The organism is Chitinophaga sp. 9-1-y, assembly GCF_059511905.2.
The window spans coordinates 4409634-4433487 of record NZ_CM197955.1 but is presented as its reverse complement, the minus strand read 5'-3'; the positions used below and the strand labels follow the sequence as shown (position 1 = coordinate 4433487).

Annotated in this window: 16 protein-coding genes; 15 read left to right on the top strand and 1 reads right to left on the bottom strand. The window is 44.1% G+C overall.

Going from position 1 to position 23854, the window contains the following annotated elements:
• Window positions 1–253 precede the first annotated feature (253 nt).
• The 7 genes from AC5ZC7_RS17395 to AC5ZC7_RS17365 all read left to right on the top strand — a co-directional run bounded on the left by AC5ZC7_RS17395 (window position 254) and on the right by AC5ZC7_RS17365 (window position 13070).
• Entirely contained in the window at window positions 254–1120 is an 867-nt protein-coding gene (locus AC5ZC7_RS17395; protein WP_496157639.1) for an ROK family protein, read from the top strand.
• A gap of 290 nt (window positions 1121–1410) precedes the next feature.
• A complete protein-coding gene (locus AC5ZC7_RS17390) occupies window positions 1411–2028 on the top strand; it encodes a sigma-70 family RNA polymerase sigma factor (RefSeq protein WP_496157640.1) in 618 nt (205 codons plus the stop codon).
• A 64-nt stretch (window positions 2029–2092) separates the two neighbouring features.
• Window positions 2093–3211 carry a FecR domain-containing protein gene (locus AC5ZC7_RS17385; RefSeq protein ID WP_496157641.1) on the top strand — a complete coding sequence of 373 codons (1119 nt, stop codon included), beginning with the start codon at window positions 2093–2095 and terminating at the stop codon, window positions 3209–3211.
• A 125-nt stretch (window positions 3212–3336) separates the two neighbouring features.
• Window positions 3337–6609 carry a SusC/RagA family TonB-linked outer membrane protein gene (locus tag AC5ZC7_RS17380; RefSeq protein WP_496157642.1) on the top strand — a complete coding sequence of 1091 codons (3273 nt, stop codon included), beginning with the start codon at window positions 3337–3339 and terminating at the stop codon, window positions 6607–6609.
• 17 nt (window positions 6610–6626) lie between these two features.
• Complete coding sequence (locus tag AC5ZC7_RS17375) at window positions 6627–8219, top strand: RagB/SusD family nutrient uptake outer membrane protein (protein WP_496157643.1); 1593 nt, start codon at window positions 6627–6629, stop codon at window positions 8217–8219.
• Window positions 8220–8394: 175 nt separating this feature from the next.
• Window positions 8395–9672, top strand: coding sequence for a Gfo/Idh/MocA family oxidoreductase (locus tag AC5ZC7_RS17370; protein ID WP_496157644.1), 1278 nt, complete (start codon window positions 8395–8397; stop codon window positions 9670–9672).
• Between the two features lie 35 nt (window positions 9673–9707).
• Window positions 9708–13070 (top strand): 3-keto-alpha-glucoside-1,2-lyase-like domain-containing protein, encoded by a 3363-nt coding sequence (locus tag AC5ZC7_RS17365; RefSeq protein WP_496157645.1) that lies wholly within the window; start codon window positions 9708–9710, stop codon window positions 13068–13070.
• Between the two features lie 59 nt (window positions 13071–13129).
• On the opposite strand, the gene AC5ZC7_RS17360 is transcribed toward AC5ZC7_RS17365, so the two are convergent.
• Complete coding sequence (locus AC5ZC7_RS17360; RefSeq protein ID WP_496157646.1) at window positions 13130–13474, bottom strand: VOC family protein; 345 nt, start codon at window positions 13472–13474, stop codon at window positions 13130–13132.
• Between the two features lie 90 nt (window positions 13475–13564).
• On the opposite strand from AC5ZC7_RS17360, the gene AC5ZC7_RS17355 reads away from it, so the two are divergent.
• From AC5ZC7_RS17355 to AC5ZC7_RS17320, 8 genes are all read left to right on the top strand, one after another.
• On the top strand, window positions 13565–14173 hold the full coding sequence (locus AC5ZC7_RS17355; protein WP_496157647.1) for a hypothetical protein: 609 nt from the start codon (window positions 13565–13567) through the stop codon (window positions 14171–14173).
• A 24-nt stretch (window positions 14174–14197) separates the two neighbouring features.
• Entirely contained in the window at window positions 14198–14641 is a 444-nt protein-coding gene (locus AC5ZC7_RS17350) for a hypothetical protein (RefSeq protein WP_496157648.1), read from the top strand.
• 63 nt (window positions 14642–14704) lie between these two features.
• Window positions 14705–15184: a hypothetical protein gene (locus AC5ZC7_RS17345; protein ID WP_496157649.1), complete on the top strand. Its 480-nt coding sequence runs from the start codon at window positions 14705–14707 to the stop codon at window positions 15182–15184.
• 697 nt (window positions 15185–15881) lie between these two features.
• Window positions 15882–16229, top strand: coding sequence for a hypothetical protein (locus AC5ZC7_RS17340; protein ID WP_496157650.1), 348 nt, complete (start codon window positions 15882–15884; stop codon window positions 16227–16229).
• A 631-nt stretch (window positions 16230–16860) separates the two neighbouring features.
• On the top strand, window positions 16861–17718 hold the full coding sequence (locus AC5ZC7_RS17335) for a hypothetical protein (protein ID WP_496157651.1): 858 nt from the start codon (window positions 16861–16863) through the stop codon (window positions 17716–17718).
• Window positions 17719–17735: 17 nt separating this feature from the next.
• A complete protein-coding gene (locus AC5ZC7_RS17330; protein WP_496157652.1) occupies window positions 17736–19178 on the top strand; it encodes a hypothetical protein in 1443 nt (480 codons plus the stop codon).
• A gap of 262 nt (window positions 19179–19440) precedes the next feature.
• Window positions 19441–23328, top strand: a complete 3888-nt coding sequence (locus AC5ZC7_RS17325) for a DUF5977 domain-containing protein (RefSeq protein WP_496157653.1) — start codon at window positions 19441–19443, stop codon at window positions 23326–23328.
• A gap of 27 nt (window positions 23329–23355) precedes the next feature.
• Entirely contained in the window at window positions 23356–23766 is a 411-nt protein-coding gene (locus tag AC5ZC7_RS17320) for a hypothetical protein (RefSeq protein WP_496157654.1), read from the top strand.
• Window positions 23767–23854: the final 88 nt, after the last annotated feature.

The following is a 23854-nucleotide window of genomic DNA, read 5'->3' as shown; positions in this document are numbered from 1 at the left end:
TATCAGATTCCATTGTAGAATTGAATTATGATGTAAAAGTGATAAATATTTTTCATCCGTCAAAATATTTTCGACAACTTTTCTTTTGAAAAGATTCCGTTGTGTTTTTGATTTTTCGAAAAACAGCCTATATTGGGGCTAGTTTAACCATTTATCACGTTGCTAAAACGATTTTTCTGAGCAAATCAACCAAAATATGTTTTACATTTGTTTAGGTTAAACGATTTAGCAAACATTCTATCTTAAGTTTTATATGAAGAATTCCACGGCGTTAGGAATCGATATTGGCGGCTCTCATATCACCGCAGCATTAGTTGATCTGGGTACAAGATCTGTTATAGAAGGTTCCTGGAACCGTACCCGTATTGACTCCCATGGGGAAGCCGAAGATATCATTGCTTCCTGGGCAGCCGTTATCAGCGAGGTATTCAGCAAAGCGCCTGCCGGCGCTCAACATATCGGCATAGGCATGCCAGGCCCGTTTGATTATGAACAGGGCATCAGTTTGATGAAAGGGCAACATAAATACGATGCCCTCTATCGCCTGAATGTGAAAAATCTGCTGGCAGATAAGTTAGGCATCACACCGGCGCAAATCCGCTTCATTAACGATGCCGGCTGTTTCCTGCAGGGAGAAGTATTCAGCGGCGCCGGCAGAAACTACCAACGCGTTATCGGTCTCACACTGGGCACTGGCCTGGGATCCGCCGTTTACCGCGATGGGAAAGCCAAAGATGCAGACCGCTGGTGTACACCATTCAAAGACGGTATGGCGGAAGATTATTTATCTACCCGCTGGTTTGTGAAACGCTACCAGGAAGTAAGTGGTCAATCCGTTCCGGATGTAAGAGCACTTGTTGGTCGTATAGGCGTTGACGATAGTATACAGGGATTGTTCGATGAGTTTGCCGTAAATCTCGGCACCCTACTGGTTGATTTTGTACAGGAAGAACAACCGGAAGTGATTGTGATTGGTGGTAATATAGCCAACGCGGCTGACCTTTTCTTCCCACTGTTAATCACTACACTGCAACAACACAACATCCATATTCCGGTAGTTACCGCCAGCCTGGGAGAAGCCGCTGCGCTAATCGGCGCTGCCAGCCTGTGGCATGAGTAGGAGCGAAGATCTCAGCGGGTTTTTGCCTGGAGACAGGATTATATTGATTATACTGATTTTATTTTTTTGATAAACAAGATGAGCGAAGACCTTAGCTGATACCTGCTACAGTCTTCGCTCATATTTTTAAATCAAAAAAACCAATAAAATATTTGATCAGCATAATCAGTATAATCCTGTCTCCAGACAAAAAAAATCCGCTCAGATTACCCGCTAAAATAGCTTTTTGCTTTCCGCTTTCTGCTTTTTGCTTATATTGGTGTCATCAACCACTTCTAAATATTTTCTGTTTGAACGACGCGTCAACTGCTGCTAATAATCTTTTGTGGGAAAACATCATCAACGGTGATCAGGATGCCTACAGGGAGTTATATGAGTTGTTTGCGGAGATGCTCTACCGCTACGGACTTCGTTATATGCAGGATACCGCTGCCATCAAGGATTGCATACAGGATCTTTTCACAGACCTGTATCATTACCGCCGTAATCTGTCTCCCAAAGTAAATATCCGCTACTATCTGCTCCGGTCTTTCCGCCGGAAAATACATACCGTTGTTAAAAAATCGGTGACCATGAGCCGCGCGGTGGAAGTGGAAGATTTCTTTTCCATCACCTACGAGCCGGATACCGAAACACAAATCATCGCTGCCGAACAACAACAGCAAATGCTGCATAGACTGGCACAGGAATTAAACGCTTTACCTGCCCGTCAGAAAGAACTGCTGTTCCTGAAGTTCAATTGCAACTTGTCGTATGAAGAAATAGCCGGCATTATGAAAATCAGTGTTCCTACCTGTCGCACCCTCGCGTACAGAGCTTTCCGCCAACTACGCACCAATATGGAGAAAATACCTGTTCTCCCACTCCTGGTTTTATTAATGCACTGGCTCTCGCAAAAAAATAATTAAAAAATATTTGCATTTTAGAGTCTATATCCGAGCCATTTGTTGCTCTTTATTGGAAATACCTTGCATGAAGTCTGGAGATGAACAATTGAAACTGGAAGATTTATTGAGTAACGACGGGCCATCCTCCGCGCAACCTGCCGACCCTGCACAACAGGAAATGGCAGCAGCGGTGCAGCGCATGATCATGAACGCCGGACAGGAATCGTGGGACCCGGCTGACAAAGCCGCGCTATGGGAAGACATTGCCGGACAACTGGTACCACAACGGTTCCGCTACCGCCACCTGGTCCTCAAAGTAGCGGCTGCAGTATTGGTATTGCTGGCTGTAGGCGGCTGGTGGCTGTGGCCGCGACAACATTCCGCATTGCTGCAGTTCGCCCAAACCCATCGGCCAACAGGCAATACTACAGACACCCGCCTCATTGTAGGACAAAATAAATCCGTGATCGTGCAGGGTAAGAACTCTTCCCTGGTATACGCCGACAGTGGCGTTACCATCAACGCCCATAACACCCTGATTCCGGCGGAAGAATATAATACGCTGGTAGTCCCCTATGGGCGCCGTTCCCGCGTACAGCTGGACGATGGTACCGTTGTATTCCTGAATGCCGGCTCCCGCCTGGTATACCCAGCTACTTTTAAACAACAGAAAAGAGAAGTATACCTTGAAGGAGAGGGCTTTTTCGACATCGCCCCCAATGCTGCGGCTCCTTTTTACGTATATGCTTCCGGGGTAGAAACAGAAGTATTAGGTACCACCTTCAACATATCTGCTTACCCCGACGATGCCTGGCAAAGTGTAGTGCTGGTATCCGGAAGTGTACGCCTGCACCTGCCACATGGCATGTTTGGTAAGCAGACCCGGCAACTGCAACCTTCCCAAATGGCTGTTGTTGATGATGATGAACTGGAAGTAGGCCAGGTAAATGTAAACACCTACACTGCCTGGAAAGATGGCCGACTACTGTTTTTCCGCACACCACTGAAAGACATCCTGAAGAAATTAACGCGATACTATAATATACAGCTGGACCTGGCGTCCTCACAACCCGGATTGGAAACCTGTTCCGGCGACCTTGATCTTGAAGAAAACCTTGAAAACGTACTCGATGTCATCTGCGTCACCAACTCCCTGCGCTATGAGCGCCAGGGGCAACGCATTGTACTGAAAGAGAAAGATTAATTACCATACATATCACCAAAAAAAAACCGGAAGATGGTGGAACATCTTCCGGTGGCACTACCCCTCGCATGCTGCGAGGGGACAGGCTTGTCTTTTTATTTAACGAAAAAAAACGTAGTGAAGTTATGAAAAAAATCTATGCACAATGGCGTATTCCGCCAGGCAAAGCTTTTGCCGCTAAATTACTGAGAACAATGAAGCTAACTGTAATTTTGCTATTCGTTGGAATCCTGGGTATCGCCGCGAAGGGCCGCTCGCAGGACAATCATCTCACGGTGAAACTTCACCAGGGTACTTTACCCCAGCTGTTTTCCCAAATCCAGTCCCAAAGCACCTGGCGCATCTTTTATAAAGATGAACTGGTAAACCGGGAACAACCCCTGACCCTGGATTTGCAGGACAAGAAAATCAATGAAGTGCTGGACAAAGCATTGGCCAACACCCATCTCAGCTACCGTATTGTACGCAACCAGGTAGCTATTATTCCCAAAGAGAAAAGTAAAAATGATCGTGTTACGGATCCCGGCTCACTGCTGGAGGACAGCTCCTACATCATCCGGGGACGTGTGTACGACACGCATGAACCCCCACAGACATTGCCCGGTGTGACCATCCGTGTAAAAGATAATAACAGCATTGGTACCACTACCGATGCAGACGGTTATTTCACCCTGAAAACCCGGAAAAATGCAGTACTTGTTTTTACGCAAATGGGGTACCAGCCGGCAGAACACACCGTCATCCGCAGCCTGAATGCACTCAATATCTCCCTGAAAGAAAATGTATCGTCCCTCGACGAAGTTGTAGTGGTGGGATTATCGGAGCAACAGAAAAAGCATATCGCCAGCGCTATCGGTACCGTTAACATGGCGCAGCAAACCAACGGCAAGCCGATTACGGCATTGTCGCAGGCCCTGCAAGGTGGTGTTACCGGTATACAGGTAACCCAGAGTTCCGGCTTACCCGGTGGCGATGCAGCCGTCATTAAAATTCGTGGTATCAGCACCCTCAATGAATCCAATCCATTAGTGCTGGTGGATGGTATACCCATGGATATGGATTATATAGATCCTGTTACCGTAGAAAGCGTGACCATCCTGAAAGATGCGGCTGCCGCTGCGGTATATGGCGCCCGGGCCGCCAATGGCGTTATCCTGGTCACCACCAAGCGGGGAGTAGCCGGCCGGGTAGCCGTTACCTACGATGGTTATTATGGCATACAATCGCCTTCCAGCATGCCTAAACTGGTAGAAGCCCCGGAATACATGCGCATGTATAATGAAGCGCAGGTGAATGCCGGCAACCAGCCTTTTTATTCGGACGAGGATATTAAGCATACAGAAGCAGGAGATGATCCGGTGAAGTACCCGAATACCGACTGGCAAAAGCAAATCCTTAATCGTGCGGCACCGATTACGAGTCACTCGCTGGGTGTAAGCGGTGGTAACAGTTTGGCCCGCTTTGCCTTAACCGCCAACTACCAGAATCAACAAGGCATGATCCCGCTGAATCATTCCAATAAGTATAATATCCGCGCCAATACTTCCATTACCCTGAATAAAAAATTCCTGGTGTATATGGATATGCTGGCTATTAAAAGAAATACGTTCTACCCTAACCGCCCTAATGGTAATGATGGCAACAGGATACTGGAAGATATCTTCCGCGTACCGCCAACTATCTTACCCAAATATCCCCAGAAAGATGGCGCGCCCCTTATATATGGCCGCTACGTGGATATTGTGAACCCGGTAGCCTATGCGGAACATGGTGGTCGCTCTGCCAATGAGTACGGACAATCCAGTATTAACCTGCAACCTAAATGGGAAGTTTTACCAGGACTGAATCTTCGCGGTCAGTTCAGTTTCCGTTTGAATAGTGATGTTACCCGTACTACCCGCGACAACTATTATTTCTTTGACTATTACACTGGTAAACTGGTACAGACCTGGGGCGTACAGCGTAGTGCCAGCATGGCCAGGACTACCTATTATTATGCAGGTGTCACCGCTGATTATACCTATGATCTGAAAGACCATCATTTCTACATCATGGGTGGGTATTCGCAGGAAGAAAATAACAGCGACTATTGGGATGTGAGATCATTGCTTTCATTTTATGGGAAAGTAAATTATTCTTATAAAGATAAATACCTGCTGGAGGGTGCTGTCCGAACAGATGGCTCTTCCCGTTTTGGGCCGGGACATAAGTATGGCACTTTCCCTTCTGTGGCGCTGGGCTGGAATGTACATAAGGAAAATTTTATGCAATCCCTGCATGTGATCAATAACCTGAAACTGCGGGCATCCTATGGCCGGCTAGGTAATGAGAACATTCCGCTTTACATGTATCAGAATATGATCAACACCGGTGATGGTACAGAAAGCATATTTGGTAACCCCGATATCACCTGGGAAACAGTAGACATGCTGGACCTGGGTATGGACCTGAGTTTGTTTCAAAGTAAACTGGAACTCACCTTTGATTATTATAATAAAACCACCAATGGCATTATCCTGAATCCACCCGTGTCTTATGTAGGCGGTATGGGAAAACCACCGATCAATGCGGGCAAGCTACGTAACAAAGGTTTGGAGCTGTCGCTGAATTATAACAGTCGCATTGGGAAAGATATCACGATCTCTGTACGCCCAGGTATCTCTTATAATAACAATACGCTGCTTTCCTTATTGGGAGGGCCTTATATAGATGGTAACCGTATCAATAAAGAAGGATATGCTTTGTATAGTTTATATGGGTATAAAACCAATGGACTTTTACAGGCCGCTGATTTCAAACCTGATGGAACGCCGCTGGTGCCTATTATCGCCAATGAGAAACCAGGTGATATCCGTTATATGGATCTGAATGGCGATAAAATCATTGATGGTAACGATCAAACGGTGATGGGCAATCCCACTCCCAAAGCTGATTTCTTCGCGAATTTCCGTATCACCTATAAAAAATGGGAGCTGGAAATGCTGCTACAGGGCGTAAGTGCTAATGACGCTGTGCTGGGCGGGATGCTGGCATATCCGCTGGATATGTCGTTTGATGGAGGCGTGCCTTCTCAATATTATGCCAACAATTACTGGACGCCGGAACGTACCAATGCCCGCTTTCCGCGCCTGACTACCTCACCGAGCATCAATAAGTTGTCGTCTGATTTCTGGATACAGAACGGGGCATATGTGCGCATGAAGTATATACAGCTGGGTTATAATTTCAGCAGCACCCGCTTAAAGCGTATAGGCGTTAACGGTGCCAGGGTATATGTGAATGCACAAAATCCGTTTGTGTTTACTTCTATGAAGCTGGTGGATCCGGAAAGCCAGGGCAACCAATGGACTTATGGTATCATGAAAATGTACACCGCCGGGGTAAGCATACAGTTATAACCATTAAACTTTTCTTTATGAAGCAATATAGTAAGATGATCCTGCTGGCCCTGAGTTTATTGTCGTTGCCAGCCTGCAAAAAATTTCTTACCCATGATAATCCATCCGGTGTAACAGATGCCGAGTGGTGGAAAACAGAAGCGCATGCCTATGGTGCGCTGGGCTCTATTTACGCGGGTATCCCGGCTGGTTCCACGGGGCGTAATGTGATGTTCTGGTCGGGCCTCAGTGATGAAGCCGTGTGTCGGGGCGACTTCCGGGGTAACTATGACATCTATACACGTGGCTTACAAAATCCTACCTGGGATGTAGCGGAGTGGATCTGGAGAGATGATTATATAGATATCCGCCGGGCTTGTCGTTTCCTGGAGAACGTAGACAAATGTTACATGACCGATGACCTTCGTAATCGTATGAAGTATGAGGCCCGCGCGCTTCGTGCATTTTATCATATGGAGATCATGCTTTTCTTTGGCGACATTCCTATTGTTACCGCTTCCGTTACGCCGGCAAATAATCATTTGAAAAGAGACCCGGCGCAAAAGGTGTATGATTTTATCCTGAGTGAACTGAAAGATTGTGCGGAGCATCTGCCCCAGGAATATGTGAGTGATGAAACCTGGCGCATCTCTGCCGGTACCTGTAATGCGTTGATTGCGCGGCTGGCGTTATTTTATCATCATTATGATGTAGCACGCGATGCTGCTGCCAAAGTAATCGGCTCCGGTGTATATAGATTGTATCGCAACGACAAGGGGATTAATAATTATGCGGAGCTATTCAGTTATGCAGGCGAGTTGAATAAAGAGCGGATCTTTTACAAGGCAGATGGTTGTAATAATGCCTGGACCACCTTTGCGCCTTATGGAATTGGTGGAGAAACGTATGTATCACCCACGGCGGAGGTAGTAGATAACTTTGAAACGAAACAGGGAAAAACACTTGCGGAACTGGGACCAGACTCCGTAGCTATCTACCGTAAAAATCCCAACTATAATAATAATCGCGATCCCCGGCTGGTAGCGTCTATCCTGTATCCCGGAGAGCAATACCTGGATGCCAACTATATTTTATCACCCTTTGATAATGCGACTGGTAACACGGATAAAATAGGAGTACAGAAATCAACTGCCACCGGTTACTGGGTGCGTAAATACCTGGATCCGCGCGACCGGCAGGGCAGGGGTGGTTCGCTGGATTTTATGATTATCCGTTACAGTGAGGTGTTATTAATTTATGTAGAGTCACTCATTGAACTGAACGACTGGAAAAATCCGGCCATTGCGCAGCATTTAAACGACATCCGTACGCGTGCAGGCATGCCCGTAGTGGACCTGCAACGGTATAATAGTGCTGCTGCCTTACGTCAGTTAGTACGCCGGGAAAGGCAGTCGGAGCTGGCGTTTGAAGGGCAACGCTATTTCGATATCCGCAGATGGGGGATAGTAAAAGACGTGATGAACGGAGAAGTATTGGGTGCTACCAACCCGCAAACGGGTGTGGCCGTGAAAGTACAGGATCGTGCTTATATGGATCGTGATTACCTGTGGCCGATACCGGAAAAAGAAACCTTATCGAACCCGGAGATGAAACAAAATCCTGGTTACTAATTTTTACCGCTTATCATAAATTCTGTGCTGGTACTTGCAATTCATGGAGTTAGATTATATCTTACCATTCGAAGGGCCAGAATCAAATAAGACGGTGAATTTATTATCACACAGTGAACGAATACTATCAGACCAAAACGCATTTAACAATCCGGCATTCTAATTAAACTGAAATATGGCGAAACAAAACAGCGATTCAAGGCGGGCATTTCTCAAAAATTCCCTGGGAGCGCTTGCTGCATTTACTATTGTGCCCAGACATGTGCTGGGCCGCGGTTACCTGGCACCGAGTGACCAGCTGACTAAAGCCGTGATAGGCGTTGGTGGCATGGGACGTGGTCACTTTGGCTATGCGGGCACGCGGGTAGTAGCACTTTGCGACGTAGATCGCAACCACCTGAAGCAAGGTCTGGACCTGCTGGGTGAAAAAGGCAAAGGCGTTAAAACTTTTGCTGACTACCGCGAGGTGATTACCTTACCCGAAGTAGATATTGTACACATTGCTACACCTCCGCACTGGCATGGTATTATTGCTGCTGATGCAGCCCGCGCCGGCAAAGACATCTGGTGTGAAAAACCAATGACCGCCACCATCGGTGAAGGTAAGCGCCTGGTGGAAGCCGTACAACAGCATGGCAGAATTTTCCGCCTGAATACCTGGTTCCGCTTTGAAGACAGATTTTATGGAATGGGTACTACTGTAAAGCCCATTAAGAAACTGGTAGACAGCGGTCTGCTGGGATGGCCACTGAAAGTTACCGTAAGCAAGCATACCGGCTTTGACTGGAAATTTTACTGGGTAGGTAAAACGAACCTGGAAGCCATGTCAGTGCCTAAAGAGCTGGACTATGATATGTGGTTAGGCCCTGCACCTTATCGTCCGTACAACCCGCATCGTGTACACCAGACCTTCCGTGGTTACTGGGATTATGATGGTGGTGGTTTGGGAGATATGGGACAGCATTACCTGGATCCTATCCAATACTTCCTGGGTAAAGATGATACCAGCCCCGTAAGCGTAGAAGTAGATGCACCACAACAACATCCTGATGCCGTAGGTACCTGGAGAAGAATTACCTACACCTATGCAGATGGTTGCCAGATTGTACTGGATGGTGATGGCGCTGATGAAAAAGCTGCTTATATAGAAGGACCTAAAGGTAAGCTGTATCCTGGCTTCCGCTCAGACATACCAGACCTGGAAAAGAAACTGGCTGCCTTCCCTGATCCGGCACCACAGCAAACAGATTTTGTGGACGCTGTGAAAAACCGTCGCAAATTTGCGCTGAATGAAGAAAATGGTCACCGCTCTGCTACCCTGGTTAACATGGGTAAGGTGGCGCTGCGTTTGAACCGCTCCCTGAAATTTGATCCCGTAAAACAGGAGTTTGTAGATGATGCTGGCGCTAATGCCCTTATCTATCAGCCTATGCGCGGACCATGGACGATCTAAAACAGCCGGAATCAGAACAAACAAGTAACTGAATTATGAAAAAGATACTACACTTACTCATTGCACTACTGGTTGGCGGGAGTAGCCTGGTGTCCGCACAGGGCCCAACAGATCAGCGTGCTTTCCATACCAAAGTAGCCGACGTGCTGGCATTGATGCCATCGCCCCACCCGTCGCAATTTAACGCCAATATGCAGGCGATTGAAGCGTTGGGAGAAGATGGATTAACCGCCGTTGCCGGTATGCTGGCAGCGCCCGGAAAAGGCGATAATACACAATTGCAATATGCCATTGCCGGATATGCTTTTTATGTAACACAACCAGGCAAAGAAGCCGCCCGCAAACAAGCGGTAGCCGCCCTCTGCAAATCACTGCCTAAAGCAAATGACCCGGAAAATAAAGTATTCCTGATCACCCAACTGCAAACCGTTGGAGACGACGCAGCTGTAAGCACGCTACAGTCTTGCTTAACAGACGATCGTTTATGTGATCCTGCTGCCCGCGCACTGGTGAAAATCAACACCCCTGCCGCACAACAGGCATTATTGCAGGCATTGTCTTCCGCCACCGGCTTCAACCGCATCACCCTCACGGAAGCGTTGGGTGATAGCCGTTATACCGCTGCTGCTGCCGCCATCGCTCCATTGGCTGCCGATGCCGACAAAAAGCTCGCAAAAGTAGCCCTCTATGCGCTGGCTCAAATCGGCGCACCTGCTTCTGCTCCGGTGCTCGCTGCTGCTGCCGCTAAAAGCGGTTACGCCTACGATGTCACCGACGCTACTTCTTCGTACCTGTATTATGCCGGTCACCTGGCAGATAAAGCCGCTGCGGAGAAAATTGCCGACAACATCCTGAAACAAACTAAAACAGATGGACAGGTACATACCCGTACCGCCGCACTGCAACTGCTCACCGCCATCCGTGGTGAAAAGAATATGCCGCTGCTGCTAGCCGCTGCTGATGATAAAAATCGCGCTTACCGTGATGCTGCATTAAAGTTTGCCGGTCAGAATGATCTCGCTGGCAACGCCGGCTGGTTGAAGAAACTGCTGGGCCCTGACAACGCCAATAAAGCCGCTGTGATCGGTATGTTGGGAGATAATAAAGTAGCCGCAGCTTTACCTGCCCTCCAGAAATTACTGGGCAGCAAAGATGCAGGCGTAAAACTCGCAGCCATTAAAGCGGCTGGTCAAACCGGCGCTGCTGCTGCACTCCCTGCTTTGCTGCAAACCATGAAAACTGGTGATGCCGCAACGGTAGAAGCAGTGAAGAATGCCCTGCTGATTATGCCTGGCGAAGAAGTAGCGGCGCAATCCGGTGCTACACTGGCTACCATGCCTGCTGCTGCTCAAACTGCCTTACTCACGGTACTGGCTGCACGTAAAGCAGACAGCCGCGTAGGTGATGTACTGCCGCTCACGGCCAGCACAAATGCTACCACGCGCAGTACTGCCATCGCAGCGCTGAAAGACGTAGCTACCAAAGGCAATCTCGGCGAGCTGTTTACCTTATTGAATAACAGCAGCGATGCTACGGATATCAGCAACCTCCAGGAAGCACTCATCAACGCCGGCGCCAACAGCGCTGACGTGCTGTCGCAAATGAAACAGGTAGCTGGCGATAAACAATCCCGCTACCTGCCTGTATTGGCTGGCATCGGTGAAACCACCGCACTGGCACCGGTATTATCCGCTTTCAATAACGGCGACGCTGCTACGAAAAAAGCAGCCGTTGCTGCTTTGTCGGCCTGGAAAACTGCCGCTGCGGCTCCCGCTTTATTACAAATAGCCCGGGACAATAACAACAGCGCTTACCGCGAAGAAGCACTGAAAGGCTACGTAGCCCTGACCCGCAGATCCGCTTTCCCGGCAGATCAGCAACTGCTCATGCTGCGTGGCGCCATGGAATTAGCTACCACTCCTGCCTTGCAACAGAAAATCCTGCAGGGCGTAGAGCAATGCAAAACTATTTCTGCATTGCTGTTTGCCGGTAACTACCTGGACAACACCGCTGTACAACAAGCAGCCGCCAACGCCGTGATGAACATCGCCCTGGCCGATAAAAGCTATAACGGCGCTACCGTTCGTGCACTGCTGGAAAAAACGGCTACGGTGCTGAATAACCCGGATGCAGATTATCAACGCCAGTCTATCCGCAAATACCTCGCGGAAATGCCTGCCGGCGATGGCTTCGTTTCCATCTTCAATGGTAAAGACCTCAGCGGCTGGAAAGGACTCGTTGAAAATCCTGTTGCCCGCGGAAAAATGGATGCCAAAACCCTCGCCAAAGCACAGCAGAAAGCTGATGATAATATGCGCAAAGGCTGGTCTGTGAAAGATGGTTTGCTGGTATTCAACGGCAGCGGCGACAACCTCTGCACCGACAAAAAATACGCAGACTTCGAAATGCTGGTAGACTGGAAAATCACGCCACAAGGTGATGCCGGTATCTATCTCCGTGGCTCACCCCAGGTACAGATCTGGGATACTTCCCGCACCGATGTAGGCGCGCAGGTAGGCTCCGGTGGTTTATACAACAACCAGAAACACGAAAGTAAACCACTGAAACTGGCGGATAACGCCATCGGCGAATGGAATCACTTCCGCATCATCATGAAAGGCGATCGCGTAACCGTTTACCTCAACGGTGAACTGGTAACCGATAACACCATCCTGGAAAACTACTGGGATCGTGGTTTACCGATCTTCCCGGAAGAGCAGCTGGAACTACAGGCACATGGTACCTACGTAGCGTACCGCGACCTGTACGTGAAGGAATTGCCTCGTCCTAAGCCTTATGTACTGAGCGATGAAGAGAAGAAAGCCGGTTATAAACTGTTGTTCGATGGTACCAACATGCACGAATGGATCGGTAACACCAAAGATTATGTGATCGACAACGGTGACATTATCATCGACCCATCCAACGGTGGTCACGGTAACCTCTATACGAAAGATGAGTACAAAAACTTCTCTTTCCGCTTTGAATTCCAGCTCACACCAGGCGCTAACAACGGTTTGGGTGTACGTGCCCCACTGGAAGGTGATGCCGCTTACATGGGTATGGAATTACAAATCCTGGATAACGAAGCAGATGTATACAAAAGCCTGCACGAATACCAGTACCATGGTTCTGTATACGGTGTTATCCCTGCTAAACGCGGTTTCCTGAAGCCAGTAGGTGAGTGGAACGTAGAAGAAGCCATCGTAAATGGTAATCGTGTGAAAGTAATCCTGAATGGTACCGTGATCCTCGATGGCGACATCGCAGAAGCCAGCAAAAATGGCACCATTGATCATAAAGAGCATCCGGGTCTGAAAAATGAAACCGGTCATATCGGTTTCCTCGGACATGGTTCTACTGTACGTTTCAGGCATATGAGAGTGAAAGTACTGTAATTGTTTTGTGAGATATTTTTTAGGGCGCCGTTCTTACCATTTGGTAAGAACGGCTTTTTTTATGCCTGTACCAGTTCGATCTTTCGCCCGTCCGGATCTTGGATCAGTGCGGTATAACCCCATTCGGTGGCCTTTGCGGCGTTAATGATGCATGCCGGTGGAAGTTGCTGCATTAAGTTATCCAGATGGTCTACAGTGAAACCTAACCGGGTGATGTTGTCGGCTTCTGTTATCCCTTTAGGCAGTGGGTAAATTTCCAGCGTTATGTTACTGTTGGTGCTGGCATAATGGAAGGGGCCATTGCCGTGGCGGTGATAGTGAAATTCGAAGCCGAGACGGGTGTAGAATTCCGCCAGCTTATCAGGATGAGCCGTTTTGATGACGAGGAGTTGGAGAGTAGGCATAAGATGAAGATAAGGTGTTTTATTTTGATGTATATTCGAACAGGCATGGTTTGTTTTCTTGTTAACTAATAAATTTGTTTAAAAGCGCCTATGGCAAGGGTATTATTATTCCATCTTTGTTGCTGGTTGTTCAGTACTGGTGCCAATAATCCGGATCCAAATATTTATAGTTTGTTTTATCATTGGAATAAAATGAGTTTGACTGCATTGAATAAGCGTATTGAGTTAGCAGTAGATCCGGCTGAAAAGAACCTGTATGAAGACAGGGCAAATGCCTATTCAGAAACATGGAAACCGCCCCCGGGTAGTATTAATACAGCTGGGTTAAGGTGGTTGTTTTTAGAACAGATTAGTGAAGTGTTTGATTGGAGGGATAAAGAGTGGGCGGTAATTGAAGCTGTCAAAAGTGGAGAAGTAACCAGGATCTTGAACTACCTAATTTACTACGAGGGCAAACAAACAAAAATTATCGTTTATTGCTTTTACCAAGGTAGATGGACGAAAGTCAAGGAAGAGGCAGATCATTTTAAGATAGCCGAATTGATGGCTCCTGAAGCTAAAGTGCCTATGAACCAGGGAGTAGGATCCGGAGATGTTATTGTGACAAGTTTTAAGTCGGCATTATCACTCAAGTCCGAATATTTTGTTGAATTTACGATAGCTGATAATTGTTTGATCAGAAAGATAATTACACGTTGAGCCGGTAGCCAATATTTCAGAGATATGAGAACTGTAACAAGCGTGATTATATTCGTTGTTTACTTTATTGCTGTAGTACTTGTCTACTTATCCAGCAAAGGTTGGATTATTAGCGAGTTTTCTTCTGTACAATATGTAACTGATAGCCTGGGGATTAGTACTGGAAACTGGATAACGCTCTGTGTTTATTGTCTCTGGACATTTGGTGTAATGGAGTATACAATAGGAACGCATCAACTGTCTGCACTTTTAGTACGACTGTTTTTTTTGATACTGAATATATTTGCGGTACCGTTGAGTATTGTTCTGTTTATTTTGTATAATAATACCCGCAGTACAGGCTTTACCACTACGGCAGATGTACTGAGTATCTTTTTTCTGTTGATTGTTTCAGGAGGTTTAAATACGGGGTTTATGCTAATATTGAAAATGTGGGAGAAGTTGATGGGCGATAAAGTGAATGGATGATACGATTTTTCATTTTTAGCGCCTTAGAAATTTTGCCCTCCATCTCTTGATAAAAAAATGCAAATGTTAGATAAGGAAATATTTAAAATTATGTGGCTTCCGGAAGAAATGGAAATAATTTTTCACGCCAAAGATGAAAGCCCACTTTCCCGTGAAGCTGATTTGTATAGGCAACTCAGCAGATATTTTGATATTGAGGAGTGGAAACGAAAATACAGTGTGGCTTATATGGAATGGTTACGTGATGAAAGTAGTGCGGTATGTGATATAGGTAATGAAGTCAACCAATCAATCATCAGGGCTTTAATACAGCTTAATCAGGAACTGGATGCCCAGCAACTTTACTATTGGTTTGACATTGATAGAACACTCGCAGAAGGATTTACCTGGAAATATTGCCCCATTTCAGGAGAAAAGGTGATATACCTCGGCGATAGGTACAGAAAGATTAATGCCTTCGCTTCACCCAGCTATCCATTGATATTTCCGGATTATGAGCAATTGTTTTTACTAGCTGAAGAGGATATTAATGATGAAGGTTAAGCGTATCAATTGGAAAGACATAGCCGTATTGAGCATTTGGATAGCCCTGTTTTCCTGGGTAATAGCTGAAACAATAAAGGTCTTCTTAATACCAAAAATAATTGAGTATAATAAAGTGATAAGTGGGGAGTGGAAAGGCGAGCAATATAGGGTGGGTAGATTATTGAATTTGGTCACCATGTTTCATATACGTGGTGTATTCGCCATCTTTTTGGTATTTGTCCTGGTAACTATATTTGTACTGACCAGACGTAGAAAAATATGGTCAGAGGTAATAGTTAGTTTCATGATTATTCTTGTCGCATATTTTATAATACCCTAAATTATTTTGGAATCACACCTACCTGGACAAACGACAATGTATGATAAAGCACCTTTTTATAAATATATTTTTGTTTTTTGTAGGTTGTCTTCTATTCATATTTATCCTATCTGGTTCAGGTATGGCGTCGAGCGCTAATTCTAACAAAACACTTCTTCTTTTCATTTATCTGGCGATTGTATTTGTACACCTTTTGTTGATTTGGGTCCTGAAAAAGCAGATAGAGAAAGACATTTTTTATTATTTGATATTAATCATTGGCTTATTATATTTTGGTGCCTATAATCTATTCTTTTGAGAAGGATTTACCTGAATGAGCATATATTACAGTAATTTATTCCTGCTTTTTTGGTGCCCGCTAAACCTTCTAAATGCGTGAAAAAATTAATGTTTGTTCCTTTAGTCAGTATTTTTTTAGGCTGTAATATGGGAAGTTCAAAATTTGTCCGAAAACATATCGATAATAAAGACATCTCCATAAAGTGGTATTACTATAGTTATATTACAAACAACAACCCTGACTTTGTAGTGGTAGAAAAAGACGGCGATAAGAATGAGATTTATAAAGCCACATGGACTGTTTTGAAGGTGACGCTTAAAGATCGTAACATCATCCTGGGAACGCTGGCGGAAGAAGTGTTCGGGTATAAGATTACATTAGATACGACGGGTACTTATCAAGAAATGAGATTAATACCTGATGGAGTAAAGGAATGGTGGTAGAAAGATATACTCCTTTAGATAATGAAGGAGGGTACTATTTATACCTTTTGAACTGGTTAACCCGGCAGCCGAACAGGGCATTAGTATCCAGCTTTCAGTTTATAGCGGAACTGGCTAACTGGTGCTGTAAGGGCTGTTAGATGGGGCGTTGGAAGTAGCTATTGAGGATAAAGCTGAAGCCAACCCTAAAGGCGCCCACCTGCTGGTATTCTGATTAAATAATACAAAGATGCTATTTTCTACAACTAAAGTTGTAGAGGTGGATTTGAAATAAATTATTTCCTTTGTGGCGTTGTTAACCTTTTAATTTATAAGGAGATAACTGTAGCTTTTAATTTCGGTAGTAGTGAACAATGTTTTAATGTTCGTGCTATTGTAGGAATATTGAGCCCCTTAGTAAACCATAATAAGTAACCTATATATGAAATACAACTTTTTCCTATTCCTTTTGTGCTTGGTATCTATGAGCGTTTGTGCGCAAAGAACCAATAGACTTGATTCTACCGGAAATGCGGGTATTGGTATTTTGTCTCCCACTGAGAAACTCGAAATATCCTCGGGTGGGTTATCTAATATAAAACTCACGCATTCTTCAGACGTTTTAGGGACAGTTGGCTCCCTCAAGTTTAATATGGCTGGTACTGACGTCGGGTCATTGGAGGTAGAACGATATATTGCCTCGGGAAGACGCTCTGCCATGAAATTCTTTGTGAGAGGTGATAGCATATCAGAAGCCATGAGGATCATAGAAAACGGAGCTGTAGGAATTGGAGAAACGGCACCTAATGCAAGGCTGCATGTAGTCGGAAAACAAGGTGCAATGCTCGCGAGATTTTCGCAGTCAGGATTACTAAATACTGACGGTAATATTTCTATTAGCAATGCAATCAGCACTCCCGGCCTCTTTCTTCCTACTATATCTGGACGATCATACATGGCTGGTCGTGGACTTGGGTTATACGTGATAGGTGAAGTAGACGATGTGATACCACAGGGAACGGATGCTATTTTTGGCGCAGTGATTTTAAGTGGACGAAGCAAAACACCTACGCGCTTGTCAAATAGCAATATATTGGCTGTCAATAATTATGATGTAAACTTATTGATAGTAAAAGCAAATGGTAATGTTGGTATCGGTACAACCGCTCCAGGTCCTTACAAACTCGCTGTGGAAGGAGCCATTGGCGCCAGAAAGATAAAAGTAACACAGGTAACCCCCTGGGCTGATTTTGTATTTGCTGAAGATTATAAACTCCCCACCTTACAGGAAGTAGAAGATTTCATCAAGGTGAATAAGCATCTCCCCGAGATTCCAACTACTGCAGAAGTGGCGAAAGATGGTATTGATCTGGCAGAAATTAATCAAAAACTATTGCAGAAAGTAGAAGAGCAGATGTTGTATATCATCGAAATGAATAAGAAAATTAATACCCTTACTAGTGAAATGAAGGAACTTAAAGCAAAAGTGGCCACTTCTTCCTCATTATAATTATAATAACCCTTTTCATGAAATTTGACGGCATCCTTATACTGTTCTTTCTTATTAGTGCTGTTGCAGTACAGGCGCAGGATCGTCTTATTAAGCAGGATAGTCTGGTAAAAAAGATCGCCCCAATACCTGGAAAATATCTTTCGCAGGTAAAGCATAAGTCGGATAAAATGGAACGACAAATTTCCAAGCGCAGTGAACAGGCGTTGAGCCGGTTTATGAAGCAGGAGGAAAGATTAAAGCGTCGTTTGGAAAAATTAGATTCCCTGAAGGCGAATAATCTGTTTGCACATTCCATCGATTCCCTGGGTAGCCTGAAATCGCGTATGAAAGGCAAACTGGGTAAGTATTCCGGCGCCTTATCGCAGGTTGGTGGCGGACAATACCTGGACAGCCTGGGTAATTCCCTGGCTTTTCTGAAGGAGTCAAAAGGTTTGCTGGCACAGACCAAAGGCATCACGGATAAACTCAATGGTTCCCTGAAGTCGGTAGATAACCTCAAAGATAAACTGGCGCAGGCCGAACAGATAAAAGCGTATATCCGGGAGCGTAAACAGTTGCTGAAAGAGCAATTGAGCCAGTATACCGGCTTTACGAAAGACCTGCAGAAGATGAATAAGGAAGCCTATTACTATGCCCAACAGTTGAAAGAATACAAAGAGGTGTTCAGGGATAAGAAAAAGGCAGAACAAAAGGCGATGGAGGTGATTAAGAAGCTGCCTGCGTATAATAATTTCATGCAGCAACATTCTCAACTGGCCAGTCTTTTTAATATCCAGGGGGCCACCGCCTCCGCGCAAAGCCTCGAAGGATTACAAACCCGCAGCCAGGTAGAGCAGATGATTCAGCAACGCATCGGTAGTGGCCCCAACGCCAGCGCCGCAGTGAGTCAGCAGATGGCAGAAGCCCGCAGCAAATTTGATGAACTGAAAAGTAAATTCCCCGACCTGGACAACGCTGCTGAAATGCCCGACTTTAAACCCAAGGAAATGAAGACCAAAAGTTTCCTTCAACGGGTGGAGTTTGGAAGTAATATCCAGTTTCAGCGCAGCAGTAAATTCTTTCCCACCACCGGAGATCTGGCAGGACAGGCCGCCTACAAGTTCCATAAAAACGGTAGCGTGGGGGTAGGACTCGCTTATAAACTAGGCATGGGTACCGGGTTTGATAACATCCGGTTTTCCAGTCAGGGTATAGGGATCCGTTCATTCATAGACTGGAAAATCAAAGGTACTTTCTTTATGAATGGTGGATATGAGCAGAATTATCAACCAGCATATGCAGGAGTTCCGGAAGGCGTGGGACAGCAATGGACGCAGAGTGGGTTGATAGGCATTAGTAAGAAGTATAAGATTAATAGTAAGCTAAAAGGGAATATGATGGTGTTGTTTGACTTTTTATATAATTCACATGTGCCCAGGACAGATCCGGTGAAGGTGAGGTTGGGGTATAATTTCTAGGGAGGAAGTATTTAATGCGAAAAGATTGACGATTCATAATAATAAACGGAAACATGTTTTAAATGAAATTAGCCGGAAGTACATGCTTTTTTTTCGAATACATTATTTGTTCTTAGAATGTTTTTGCATAGGCAATGAAGTAGTCAATTTGTTTTCATAGAAGCCAAAAAAAATAATTTGTCATTCGATCATAGTCTTCTTTTCTTTGCGCTACTTATTGTACTGTTTAGCATATTTGATTGGAAGTATTGAATCCTTTATCATGAAATATTTATTGTTATTTGTAACCTGTTTGCTTGGTAGCTATAATCTTTTTGCGCAGCAAGCCCCAAATCTGAATAGTGGTACAGCATCAACAGAGGCCACTGCATTTGCAAAGTCTGGTAGTATACCTGTTAATTATTTTTCTGGTATTCCAGGGATTAGCATACCAATTTTTAATTTTTCAAAAAGTGGTATTGCAGCAAATATCTCTCTTAACTATTTTGCTGGAGGAATAAAAGTAGCTGAAGAAGCAACCAATACGGGTTTGGGGTGGCATATTAATGCAGGAGGTGCTATTGTTCGGAACTTGCGAGGATTGCCGGATGATTGTCCTGGTAGGGGTTTTATGTATACCCCCAAAATGGATGTTGACCCTGATCTTCCTGATTTGAATGCTAGTAGAATATATTCTACGCGGAATTATTACAGGGATTCCCTGGATTCGCAGTGCGATGTTTTTCAGTTTAATTTTGGTGGAAACTCAGGCGAGTTTATTATAGGCAAGGATAAGAAAGTGCTATTGTTCCCGGAAAGTAATTTAAAGATTACTTATAATACAGGAACTGTTGATGGAGCTCCCTTAAGCAGTATAACCTCGTTTACCATAACAACGGAGGATGGGGCGAGCTATTTGTTTGCTGAAAAGGAAATTACAGCCAGGTCAACCGGGGAATATTTTAATATATACAGAGGATTTGTTTCCGCATGGTATCTTAAACAAATCATTGCTCCTTTTGGTATTGATAGCATCATCTTTAATTATAAAGAGAACGTTAGTACTACTTCTGTTGATTTGCCAGGTTCTCGTATGGATGACGGTCAATCTGATCCAATTATCTCTAATGGAAAAGATAGAGTGCAGGTTATACATAAAAATCTGGCACAAATAATTTACCCTTATAATCTAACAGTCAACTTTAGCTATTTTAATTTTAATAGATGTGATGTTAACCAACAATTTGCATTAAAGAGTATTGAGGTACGAGATACTTTACTACGCAATGGGTTCCAGTTCAACTATAAATATTTTACCGAAACAGCAGGAAAGGAATATCCAATGGATGGTGCCAATTGCCCATCAGATATTTCTAAAATGAAGTTACAAAGTGTCACACCTTATAACCAATTTGGACTATTGCCGGGTTACGAATTTGGGTACAATAATTTGGGGGTGCCAAAATCTTCGCATAAAGGACGGGATCATTGGGGCTACTTTAACGGGAAAAATAATGCTGATTTATTTCCTCCGGTAGGCCCATATAGTGGAGCAGATCGTAATCCTGATCCTCTTTTTGTTAAGGCCGGTTCGTTGATGTTAGTACAATATCCTAACGGAAGCAAAGCTTTTTTTGATTTTGAGCTTAATGATGCAGGAACATATTACTATAGTGAGCCCAACACTATAACTACAGGCATAAATCAAGCAAACTCAGCTTCAATCTATTTGTCAAGTTTGAGTGGGAAACCAATAACATTAATTCTTAAAGATAGTTATCGTTATACTGGATGTTATTTGAATTATACGTTAAAGAACTCGGCTGGCGTAGTTGTCGATCAATTTTCTTCTCCGCAGTCCACTCCATACCGTTTAACAAATGAACGTCAAATAAATGTGCCTGTAGGAAATTATACATTAAGTTGGGAGAATGCGGCAGTGAGTCAGTGTGCGGGTTCAGGCTATCCTCAATATACTGTATCCTGGACTAATGAGAAGCAAGATTTAAATTATCAAACTGTAGGTGGCTTAAGGATTAAACAAATCACATTGTATGAGAAGGATCTGCAGACCCCCGCTTTGATCCGTAAATTTAGTTATAAGAATGATGATGGTACCTCTACAGGCTTTCTGGTAAGCAAACCGAAATATGATTATTCATATGTTATAGAAACAGGAGGGGCTGGATTCCGTACCTATACAGTACGGATATCGGAGCCTATAAATAATTTGAATTTTATTAATGGTGGGATTATCGGGTACAGTAAAGTAGATGAAATTATTCCTGGTGCTGGTAAAACTAAATATGAGTTTACAACCTATGCAGGAATGAAGTATTATCCACCGAGTTGCTTATTTCCATTTGCGGACGTATTTATACCAACCTGGCTCGTCGGACTACCACTTAAACAATCTGTATTTGATGAAGGTGGAAAGAAACTATTTCAGACAGAAAATATTTATGATGGTAGTTTCCAGTTTTTAGTAGATACATTATATAAATCTACCAAGTTAAATCCTTACCGGCACTGGGTTGTGACACCTGATAAGCCGAGGTACTCAGTAGTTGACTATTACCCCTTTACAGGGAAAATTTTATGTGTAGGAAAGACTGACACAAGGTATAGTGGTACCGATTCTTCTGTTTCCGTTTTGACAATGACATATGATAGCCGCAGAAATCTAAAAACGGCGAAAACATTATTGAACAAGAAGGCATCCAGGTATTTAGAAACAAGATTATATTATCCAGGAGATTATACACTGGGGGGAGCGGTTAAACGGATGAGGGATAGTGGAATGAACATCCCAATTTCTACTGAAAAATGGCTTATTACTCCTTCAGGAGAGTACTTAACAGATCTGTCTATTACAGATTTTCAGCAGCTAGATAATGGCGGAATCGGTGCAAAGAATACTTATACTTTTCAGGCGGATGGTCCGATAGGATCCGCAACTGTTGGCGCTTTTAACCCCGCAGTATTGAATCGAATTCCTTCATCTGTAAAACTGTCTCAGACAGTAGATAAATTTGATGATAAATCAATTTCAATAGAGTATACAAATGTTTTTGAACAAAAGAAAGAGGCAATTATCTGGGATGACAAACAACAATTAAGTCTTGCCAGTGTGACGAATGGGGGCTATAATGAGATCGCGTATACCAGTTTTGAGACAGATAACAATGGTCGTTGGCAATTGCCAACGGGCGTATACATATATAATACATCTCTAACAGGGAGAAAGTCGTTTCGTTTTACGGGAAATATTTCCACTACAGTAACAGTAGGAAAGAAATATACTGTCACATACTGGACTACAGGAGCAGGTGCTGTTGTAAATGGAACGCAGGGCGTGAAAATTAAAACGCGTCAGGGTTGGAATTTATATTCACATCTACTGGATGTTAATACTACTGGAATTACAGTGTCTGGGTCGGCTTTGACTATAGATGAGTTGAGAGCTTATCCTGTAAATGCAAGAATGACTACACAGACACCGGAACCATATTTGGGAGTTATAAGTAAGTGTGATGCATTAAATAGGGTCAGGTATTTCGCTTTCGATGATCTTGGAAGAGTCCGAATAGAGAAAGATGAGTACGGAAATATAGCTAGCCTGAATTGCTATGGACGTGCAGGGCAGCAGGTGGACTGCAATGCTGTTTATCAGAACTATGAAATGCGTTTCCCTTATGCGCAAAAAAACTGTGCTAGTGGAATTCCTGATACGACTGTATATGTGGTGCCTGCGGGTAGATATTCATCGGCCCTTAGTCAGTATACCGTGGATAGTTTAGGTATAGATGATGCGAATAAGAATGGACAGGCTTTCGCCAACGCGCAGGGTACATGTGGTACAGTCTATGTAAAAATGGTGTATGAAAATTTCTATTTTAATTCGGTACAAGCCGTTGCTTATTTCTATGCCGATGCAGCATGTACAAAGCCCCGTAATGTTAAAAACCTGCGTGTCAACTTTATTATTCAGGATACTTGTGAGTATCTCAATAATCTTAATGTAACTGCTAATGGAACTTCATGTCTTTTAAGTTCACTCACTAATATGTACTATCAAAAAATGGTTTGTGACGATTATGGGAATAATTGTCAGATATTCGACTGTTATACTGATTGTACCTTAGACAATGGAGGGTATATTATTAAGTAATTGGATTCTCTTTAAAAAATAGGATAGATGATAAGATTTTTTTTAATAATATTTATTGGTATGTTTTATTCCTCTATAAGTAGAGCACAAAGCATTGTAGTAACCAGTCATGCTGATTCGTTAGCCTGGAATACTGCTAGAATATTGCAAACGCAATTAAAATGTACTGATTCACAATTCTATCGGATATATGAAGCTGACAGAATAAGATTAGGTCAGCTTGATAGTGTGAATACATTGTTGCTACCAAGGGATCAGCAGGCCGGAAGCATGTTCAATGTGAAACACCTGTTTTATGCAAACCTGAAAGCTATTTTATCGGCTGCTCAATGGGAGCAGTTCCGAAGTGCTGAAATAAAAAGACGGGACGCAGCTATTGAACGATTAAAGAAGCGCGGAATTCCTGTTCAGGGTTTGCCTCACGAAGATATCTATTAAATCAGATTATTATTTTATCCCCGTTTAAATATACTATTGTGATAACCTATAAAAAGTGGTGGCACTTAATATCATTCATAGTGATATT

What these genes read in the sequence shown, in the direction of transcription:
- AC5ZC7_RS17395 (WP_496157639.1), top strand. Translation starts at nt 254, where the DNA reads ATGAAGAATTCCACGGCGTTAGGAATCGATATTGGCGGCTCTCATATC.
- AC5ZC7_RS17385 (WP_496157641.1), top strand. Translation starts at nt 2,093, where the DNA reads ATGAAGTCTGGAGATGAACAATTGAAACTGGAAGATTTATTGAGTAAC.
- AC5ZC7_RS17380 (WP_496157642.1), top strand. Translation starts at nt 3,337, where the DNA reads ATGAAAAAAATCTATGCACAATGGCGTATTCCGCCAGGCAAAGCTTTT.
- AC5ZC7_RS17375 (WP_496157643.1), top strand. Translation starts at nt 6,627, where the DNA reads ATGAAGCAATATAGTAAGATGATCCTGCTGGCCCTGAGTTTATTGTCG.
- AC5ZC7_RS17370 (WP_496157644.1), top strand. Translation starts at nt 8,395, where the DNA reads ATGGCGAAACAAAACAGCGATTCAAGGCGGGCATTTCTCAAAAATTCC.
- AC5ZC7_RS17365 (WP_496157645.1), top strand. Translation starts at nt 9,708, where the DNA reads ATGAAAAAGATACTACACTTACTCATTGCACTACTGGTTGGCGGGAGT.
- AC5ZC7_RS17360 (WP_496157646.1), bottom strand. Translation starts at nt 13,474, where the DNA reads ATGCCTACTCTCCAACTCCTCGTCATCAAAACGGCTCATCCTGATAAG.
- AC5ZC7_RS17355 (WP_496157647.1), top strand. Translation starts at nt 13,565, where the DNA reads ATGGCAAGGGTATTATTATTCCATCTTTGTTGCTGGTTGTTCAGTACT.
- AC5ZC7_RS17350 (WP_496157648.1), top strand. Translation starts at nt 14,198, where the DNA reads ATGAGAACTGTAACAAGCGTGATTATATTCGTTGTTTACTTTATTGCT.
- AC5ZC7_RS17345 (WP_496157649.1), top strand. Translation starts at nt 14,705, where the DNA reads ATGTTAGATAAGGAAATATTTAAAATTATGTGGCTTCCGGAAGAAATG.
- AC5ZC7_RS17335 (WP_496157651.1), top strand. Translation starts at nt 16,861, where the DNA reads ATGGCTGGTACTGACGTCGGGTCATTGGAGGTAGAACGATATATTGCC.
- AC5ZC7_RS17330 (WP_496157652.1), top strand. Translation starts at nt 17,736, where the DNA reads ATGAAATTTGACGGCATCCTTATACTGTTCTTTCTTATTAGTGCTGTT.
- AC5ZC7_RS17325 (WP_496157653.1), top strand. Translation starts at nt 19,441, where the DNA reads ATGAAATATTTATTGTTATTTGTAACCTGTTTGCTTGGTAGCTATAAT.
- AC5ZC7_RS17320 (WP_496157654.1), top strand. Translation starts at nt 23,356, where the DNA reads ATGATAAGATTTTTTTTAATAATATTTATTGGTATGTTTTATTCCTCT.